Origin of the sequence: Vibrio profundum, from assembly GCF_050337555.1 — a bacterium.
GTDB lineage: Bacteria > Pseudomonadota > Gammaproteobacteria > Enterobacterales > Vibrionaceae > Vibrio > Vibrio profundum.
The window spans coordinates 390287-397775 of record NZ_JAKJTA010000004.1; the positions used below are offsets into that span (position 1 = coordinate 390287).

The following is a 7489-nucleotide window of genomic DNA, read 5'->3' on the forward strand; positions in this document are numbered from 1 at the left end:
CCTTAACGATTTACTCGTGTCCAACGTCCAGATTCATAACCCAGAAGGTAGCGGATGCCACCAATGAAGTTGACGCAATGTCCGGCAACCAAATAGGTTAATAAGCGGCAGATATTAAAATCAAAAATAGAGGGGAACAGACTCGTTACAACGGCTGTTCCATAAACAATGCATTGCAGCACCAGCGCGGCCATGAATATAGGCAAATCCATTAACGCTATTGAGCACGCTAAACAAGTCAGCATCAGATATGGCGTGATTAACCTAAGCCCTTTTCCAGACGCAAATGCAAACGCCACGCCTCGATATCTAGGTAAAAATAGTTCCGCTAAGCGAATGGCTTGCTGCATATTCCCCGCTGAGATTCGCAATCTTCTAGCTAGGTCGTTTTGCAAGCGAGTCGATTCCATTTCCAGTGCGATCATGCGCTGTTCGTGCTGGACCACATACCCTTTCTGGATGATCTCCATTGGCACAACAAAATCATCATTAATTGTGCTTGGATCTAGAGGGGAAAATAAGTGGGTTCTCAGCAGATATAAGGCTCCATGGGCACCTAATGTTGAACCCAGTGCAGCTTCACATTGCTTTATTTTGCTTTGATACTGCCAATATTTGGCTTCGCCTTCGTTCATGGTGCTGAGTATGCGATAGCTACTGTTCACCACACCGACTTTTGGGTTCAAAAAATGCTGCTCGGCAATTAACAAAGCGTCGATAGAAATAAGCGCCGACACATCGCTCAGGGCTGTAATGTCCGTGTCGATGGTGAGCATTTGTTCATTCAATACCGCAATTTTGCCTCGGTTGCATGAAAAAACTCTGATTTCAAAATGTATGTCGCTGCATGCCGCTTCTTGAATGGTCGACTCTGCTACCTCTACGGTACTGTCTGTACAACCATCGCAGGCGATGATGATCTTCAGCCTATCTCTTGGATAGTCGAGCATGGCCAAGTTGCGAATTTTATCGGCTATCCAGCGTTCTTCATTGTGTGCTGGAATCAAAACTGTGATGCTTGGGCGCGCCCTATCTTCACGGCGTTGACGATAACCCCGATGCACTCGCTTCACGTCCTGTTTGGGGTTGTGGCGAGAATACCAAACCAAAAACAGTGGATATCCAAAGTGATGATAGATAACTAACAAACCGCTGCCGATACACAATGAAACCAAGATCAACTCATTCATGATAATGCCTCCACCGCAATCGCATGATACGCATCGCTCATATGGCGAATATCATATTGGCTACTCACAAAATCACGCGGGCAAGCGACTTGATTGTTGTTCAGCGCTTTTGATAAAGCCATCGCCAACTGAACCACATGCCCAGACTTCACCAATTCACCCGATTTAGGGCACAATGTCTCCGGCGCAGCGCCCACATCCGTTACCACCGCATTGGTGTTGCAAGCTTGGGCCTCCAAAGGCGATAAGGGAAAACCTTCCATCCGAGAAGGCATGCAAAAAGTATCTAGAGCTTGGTAAAAACTGGGCATGTCTTCGACTAGTCCGAGAAAGCGAACCTGCGATTCGATACCCAGTTGCTGCGCCAGTATTCGCAGTGTTTGGTGTTGGCTGCCCTCACCCGCTAAAACAAGTAGCGTAGAATTCGGCAGCAGTGTCAGCGCCTTCAGCAATACATCTTGACCTTTCACCTCTTCCAATCGGCCTGCGCAACCGACAATAGTGGCATGCTCAGGTAAATTAAACTTATCACGAGCGAGGACTTTATTGCCGGGACGAAAGATTTCGCAATCTACCCCATTTTTTATAGTGAGCATATGTGGGTATGAAAAATACGTCTTGAGTGCTTGGTAAACATGGTGAGCATCCGCAACCAAGACTGGCTTTATTGCCTTTAATGCCCATTTTTGTAATCGACGGTGCTTTGTATTGCTTAAGTGCCAAGCATCATGTTCTGTATGAATACGGCAAGCGACACCAGACAAACGAGCCGCACACCCAGCATATAGTAGGGGGCCTATATGATGGGTATGCACCACGTCTGGTTTTACGATAGAAAATATTTTCGCCAACAAAGATACGATACTGAAACGCACACCGGAGCCCTTCTCCAAGAACATGATGTTATCGCTGTAGCGTTCGAGTTTTGGCCAACGACAAATGGACTCTTGTTTACTGCCTTCTAGGCTGATGATCATCGAGTTCACTTTTGGAGGGGAAAACTTCAGTAAGTCGAGCGCCAAACTTTCTACCCCCCCCGGAGCAAGATGCTGTACAACATGTATCACCGTCATTCCCTGCTTAGTCTTGTCCTTCATGAAAAACCTCAATCGCATTACATTTTGAAATCTTTCCTTGATAGAGCAGGTTATGTGCCAAAAAATAACCATATAAAATACAATTAGTTAACATGGGTAGTAGCGTATACACAGAGATTTACGATTTTGAGAGTCTATCTGAATAACAGATTGAAAATAACGAGTAGATTCGACCAATAATGCCTGAATTCAGATAATAACTGCGTCATTCATAGAAAGGCGTAGGACAGGCAGACAGTCAACACCGTTGAATCTTAAAGTCTGGAGGGGATAGATTAATAGATGAGTCCATGATCTCAGTATTATAGCGTTCACCCTTTATAGTAAATCGTCATTGAGCCATGAAATATTCGGGATACACTTTGCCCACGCTTTTACTTGCGGTAATGACTCTACCACTCGCGTATAAAAGGAAGTATATTGGCTATCCGTGCGCCCTGTTCCATCAACCTTAGTTGCTGTTTTAAACAAAGTGCTTGAGCCCAAAAGTCTTGATCTAACGTCTCGCGCAATGCCACCCCAAAACGGCTTAACTTGGCATTAAACTCGAAACTGGTGCGGGACAAATAACATGCGAATCATTATTAAATGCCATTTTTGATTCAGTTTATAGAAAGCCGGCGCTCACGAACGCCGGCTTAGAGAATAATTCAGAATCAAATATTATAAAACTAACTCACTTGTACAGAAGGAGCTGATTCAGACGCCTTGCCTCCTTTACGCTGCCAGATTTGCTCCAATTCTTCTAACGATTTTCCGCGTGTCTCTGGCACCCATTTGGCGACAAAAATGATAGTGACAATGCCAAATGCGCCATACAACCAGAATGGAAAACCGCCATGATACGCTTGATGCAAGTAGGATGATTTCGCGTTCATCATTGGAAAGGTTTGCGACACAAGGTAGTTCGCAACCCATTGGGCAAATACAGCAATTGATAACGCTTTCGAGCGGATATTATTCGGGAAGATTTCCGACAGCAACACCCAAGTCACTGGCCCAAGCGATAAAGCAAAAGCGGCAATATAGCCAAGAACAAAAACGATGAGATAACCGCCCACGGCATGCATGTAAGCAGCGGTGCCAATGGCAAACATCGAGACAGCCATAATGCCCGCCCCAATCATCATCAACGGTTTGCGACCAAATTTATCCACGGTAACAATGGCAATAACGGTAAACACTAAGTTCACTGCGCCAACCATAATGGTTTGTAGCATCGCCAGATCGGTACCCGATGAGGATAGGCTCTTAAATATCACAGGTGCGTAATACATAAACACGTTTATGCCTGTCACCTGCTGCAATATGCTAAGCGCGATACCAACAAACAGCACACCAGAAAAACCCGATTTCATAATGCTGACTTTTTTGGTATTCGACACCAACGATTGTTCGATTTCTTGCCACTGCGGTTCAATGTCAGCGCCTTCGTTGATTTGACATAGCAAATCTTTCGCTTCGTCTTTACGGCCCTTCATTGCCAACCAGCGTGGGGTATCAGGAATGAACATTAACAAAATGAAAAATACGCTAGCCGGTACGACACCACTAGCAAACATCCAGCGCCAGCCAATCGCATTGAGCCAAGCATCGTCTCCAAGCAAGGCGATGCCATAGTTCACGAAATAAATAAGCAACATGCCAAACACAATCGCAAATTGGTTGCACGATACTAACGCACCGCGCTTTTTCGGAGGTGCAATTTCTGCGATAAACATCGGTGACACCATGGAAGCAATCCCCACCCCAATGCCACCCACAATACGGAAGAACACAAAAGATTCGAACGAAAATGGGAGTGCCGTACCAATCGCTGAAACAAAAAACGCCACAGCGGCCAACAGCAGAGCACCTTTTCGTCCATACTTGGTGCTCAGCCAGCCTGCAAAAACGGCGCCTATCACGCAGCCAATCAAGGCCGAAGACGCACCAAAACCTAATTCAGCTGGCGTTAAATGAAAATAGACCTGTAATGATTCAGCAGCGCCCGCAACCACTGCAGTATCATAACCAAACAACAGCCCCCCAAGCGCAGCCACCGCGGTAATAAGAAGTAAATTTGTCGACTTTTTCATTCAATGTTCCCTGTTTATGATTTAAACCCATTGTGGAAAATTGCCAGTCAGAGCTGTATTACGTAAACCGTCATTGATATTGCTAAAACTGTCATCTGTGATTTTCAGCGCCCCTAGAATGATCGCAATGTGAACACGATCGATAACTGTCAGCCATGCCCCTTACACTTCACCTCTCACGCAGATTGTCCATCCTTTCTGCCATGAACTATCTGATAATTGACGACAAAAACGCAAAAAGGGCGACATATTAGTGTCGCCCTTTTTAATTCTTACTGCGTATAAATAGCGTTACGAGAAAATCATTTGATTGACAAAGTTTTCCAATGCTTCTTGACTGCCAGTGACTTCTTTAGGGTTGAGATCATGTTGCAGTGCATAGCTGGCAATATCTTCTAGCGAAAAGTTTTTATTGAGAATATTAGATCCCAACTCACCATTCCACGCACTGTAGCGATCAGCAACATTGTTTGCCAAATAATCGTTACCGATCATTTTAGCCGCTCTTTCTAACGCCAACGCCATCGTATCCATGCCACCGATGTGACCGATCAGCATATCAGCTTCTGTTGTTGACTGACGACGCAACTTAGCATCAAAGTTCAAACCGCCAGTGTTAAATCCGCCCGCTTTTAGAACTTCGTACATCACTAAAGTGTTTTCTTCGACACTATTTGGGAACTGATCGGTATCCCAGCCCAGCTGCGCGTCGCCGCGGTTTGCATCGATAGAGCCAAAAATACCCAACGAGATCGCAGTCGCGACTTCATGCTGGAAGCTGTGACCCGCCAGCGTCGCATGGTTCGCTTCAATATTGACTTTGATTTCATTCTCAAGACCATACTGCTTCAAGAAACCATAAACCGTCGCCACATCATAATCGTATTGATGCTTGGTTGGTTCTTGAGGTTTTGGCTCAATTAGAATTGTCCCTTTGAATCCAATCTTATGCTTGTGCTCCACCACTAACTGCATCATTCGACCAAGCTGTTCACGCTCTTGACGAAGATCAGTGTTTAACAACGTTTCATAGCCTTCACGCCCACCCCACAACACATAGTTCTCTCCGCCAAGACGATGAGTCGCGCTCATTGCATTGAAAATTTGTGTCGCGGCATAAGCAAAAATTTCTGGATTCGGGTTGCTGGCTGCACCTGACATGTAACGAGGGTTTGAAAACGCATTGGCCGTACCCCAAAGTAACTTAAGGCCCGTTTCATCCTGTTTCTTCTCTAGATAATCGACCATATATCCGAAGTTTTCGATGTACTCACGTAGGTGCCCGCCTTCAGGAGCAACATCGATGTCATGAAAACAGTAGTACGGTATATTCAGTTTGCTGAAAAATTCAAACGCCGCATCCGCTTTGTTAGTGGCGATCTCCATTGGAGAGCTACCTTTTAGCCACTCCCTTTCATACGTCGCGCTGCCAAATGGGTCAGTCCCCAAACCGCAGAAGTTGTGCCAATAACAAGCAGAAAAACGCAGGTGCTCGGCCATGGTTTTACCCAAAATCACTTTCTCTGGATCATACGCTTTAAACGCTAATGGATTGTGTGACTCTTTGCCTTCAAACTGAACTTTCTCAATATCTTTAAAATATTCCGTCATGACTTTCACCGATTTATGTTGGGATGCAGACATGCTAGCGCAACCAAATTTTCCAACAATTACGATAATTGCCAATCAAGAACGCCACTGTGTTTAATGTGCGACGGCTCTCTTTTATTTGCTCTAAGTAGTGTGCAAACGTTGGAAAGTTTTCAGATCTTATAAGATGGGTGAGGCTGAACCCGTTGGTGACGTACGTAACTTCTTTTTAAGTGCGGATCCGTTAGAAGCTATAGCTTAGAATATATAGGTACGAATCGCACAAAGAAACATTACTACCGAAAATAAAAACTGGAGTTGCTCCTTCCTCAATTTTATCACCCATTTTGCAGCCAGCTTAGAACTGAGCACTGCGATAGGAGCCATAATCACGATGGCGGGTAAGTAAAGGTAACCTATCTGGTACTGGGAGTTCGGAATAGAAACAGCAGGGGTCCTCAGCATTCCAACCACAACCAATATGAAAGAGACAGAGCTGCTCACCAAAGATCCCATCATACATGCCGAATTCACATCTACGCCTCTATTCACCAATGAAGAAACCGTCAATTCATTACCGCTGACACCCAGCAAGCCAGACACCACTCCAATTTTGGCGCTCATTCGTTTAGATAGGGATTTGTGGTTATCTAAGAGCTGAGTTCGCTCGGGCAGCATGCTATACCCAACTTGCGCCATCATCGATGCAAGCATGACAGTAACATATCGTTCCGGTATCCAGTGTGAAAAAGCGGCGCCAACAAGCAGCCCCGGGCTTAAAATGGGCACAATTTGTTTGTACAACGTCCAGTTTAGGAGTCCTTGTTTGTGCTGCAGCCAAAGAGAAAAGACTTTGCTGACTAACGAAATGGCCAGAGAAGTCGTGGTCGCGTAATGCAAAGCCACTTCACTGTTTCCCATCATGTGGGAAAAAAACACCAACAAAACTGGAATTAACACTAGGCTAGCACTGCCGCCAATCAAGCCAACTAAAAGGCCCGCAACAAGAGCCATAAGGCCTAAATCAAGAAAAAGCATACATTGTCTCCTCTTTGAGGGAGTTTCATAGGGAAACTTCTCAAATAGAGTAAAATTTTCAAACGTTATACCCGAGTAAACTCAGAGATGCATAGTGATGAACAGTATTCGCCCATCATGAAACCGAATGAAAAGAGAGTTAAAATTTTAGAGTGAGATGAAATCTAGAATTTTAGAGACAACTAGGGGGCATCAATTGTACTAACTCAGACTTGATCTGACAGTTACCCACTTTTGACTTGGTGCCTGTCAGGTTATATCTGGTCTAGATTTTTTTCAGCCCAGATTGATTTCCCATCTTCTAAGGTTGCAGCTGGCGTTCTGCCACAGCACATTTTCCCTTGATGGGTACGATGATTGTTGTAGTAGTCCATCCATTCGTCCAGATCTTTCTGTAACTCTTCCATCGAACCGTACAGCTTCTTTCTGAACGTCACTTGGTAGAACTCATTCAATATGGTCTTGTGGAAGCGTTCACAGATACCGTTTGTTTGTG

The 7489-nt window shown here is 45.0% G+C and carries 6 protein-coding genes; all 6 read right to left on the reverse strand.

Annotation, left to right across the window (positions count from 1 at the left end; translation table 11 throughout):
• Nucleotides 1-2: 2 nt before the first annotated feature.
• The gene (locus L4C34_RS04360) at nucleotides 3-1190 is read right to left on the reverse strand and encodes a glycosyltransferase family 2 protein (RefSeq protein WP_428788121.1); all 1188 of its coding nucleotides are present in this window, start codon (nucleotides 1188-1190) and stop codon (nucleotides 3-5) included.
• The gene (locus tag L4C34_RS04365; protein WP_428788122.1) at nucleotides 1187-2287 is read right to left on the reverse strand and encodes a glycosyltransferase; all 1101 of its coding nucleotides are present in this window, start codon (nucleotides 2285-2287) and stop codon (nucleotides 1187-1189) included. Before L4C34_RS04365 ends, L4C34_RS04360 begins: the two co-directional genes overlap by 4 nt.
• A 671-nt stretch (nucleotides 2288-2958) precedes the next feature.
• Nucleotides 2959-4365 (reverse strand): sugar porter family MFS transporter, encoded by a 1407-nt coding sequence (locus L4C34_RS04370; protein WP_428788123.1) that lies wholly within the window; start codon nucleotides 4363-4365, stop codon nucleotides 2959-2961.
• A gap of 291 nt (nucleotides 4366-4656) precedes the next feature.
• Nucleotides 4657-6009 carry a xylose isomerase gene (gene xylA, locus L4C34_RS04375; protein WP_428788124.1) on the reverse strand — a complete coding sequence of 451 codons (1353 nt, stop codon included), beginning with the start codon at nucleotides 6007-6009 and terminating at the stop codon, nucleotides 4657-4659.
• Nucleotides 6010-6213: 204 nt separating this feature from the next.
• A complete protein-coding gene (locus L4C34_RS04380) occupies nucleotides 6214-6993 on the reverse strand; it encodes a sulfite exporter TauE/SafE family protein (protein WP_428788125.1) in 780 nt (259 codons plus the stop codon).
• A 254-nt stretch (nucleotides 6994-7247) separates the two neighbouring features.
• Nucleotides 7248-7489, reverse strand: a 242-nt coding sequence (locus tag L4C34_RS04385; RefSeq protein ID WP_428788126.1) for an integrase core domain-containing protein, incomplete at its 5' end; no start/stop codon positions are given.

Bases quoted from the DNA above. Each gene is read 5' to 3' on its own strand.
- L4C34_RS04365 (WP_428788122.1), bottom strand. From the start codon at position 2,287: ATGAAGGACAAGACTAAGCAGGGAATGACGGTGATACATGTTGTACAG.
- xylA (WP_428788124.1), bottom strand. From the start codon at position 6,009: ATGTCTGCATCCCAACATAAATCGGTGAAAGTCATGACGGAATATTTT.
- L4C34_RS04380 (WP_428788125.1), bottom strand. From the start codon at position 6,993: ATGCTTTTTCTTGATTTAGGCCTTATGGCTCTTGTTGCGGGCCTTTTA.
- L4C34_RS04370 (WP_428788123.1), bottom strand. From the start codon at position 4,365: ATGAAAAAGTCGACAAATTTACTTCTTATTACCGCGGTGGCTGCGCTT.
- L4C34_RS04360 (WP_428788121.1), bottom strand. From the start codon at position 1,190: ATGAATGAGTTGATCTTGGTTTCATTGTGTATCGGCAGCGGTTTGTTA.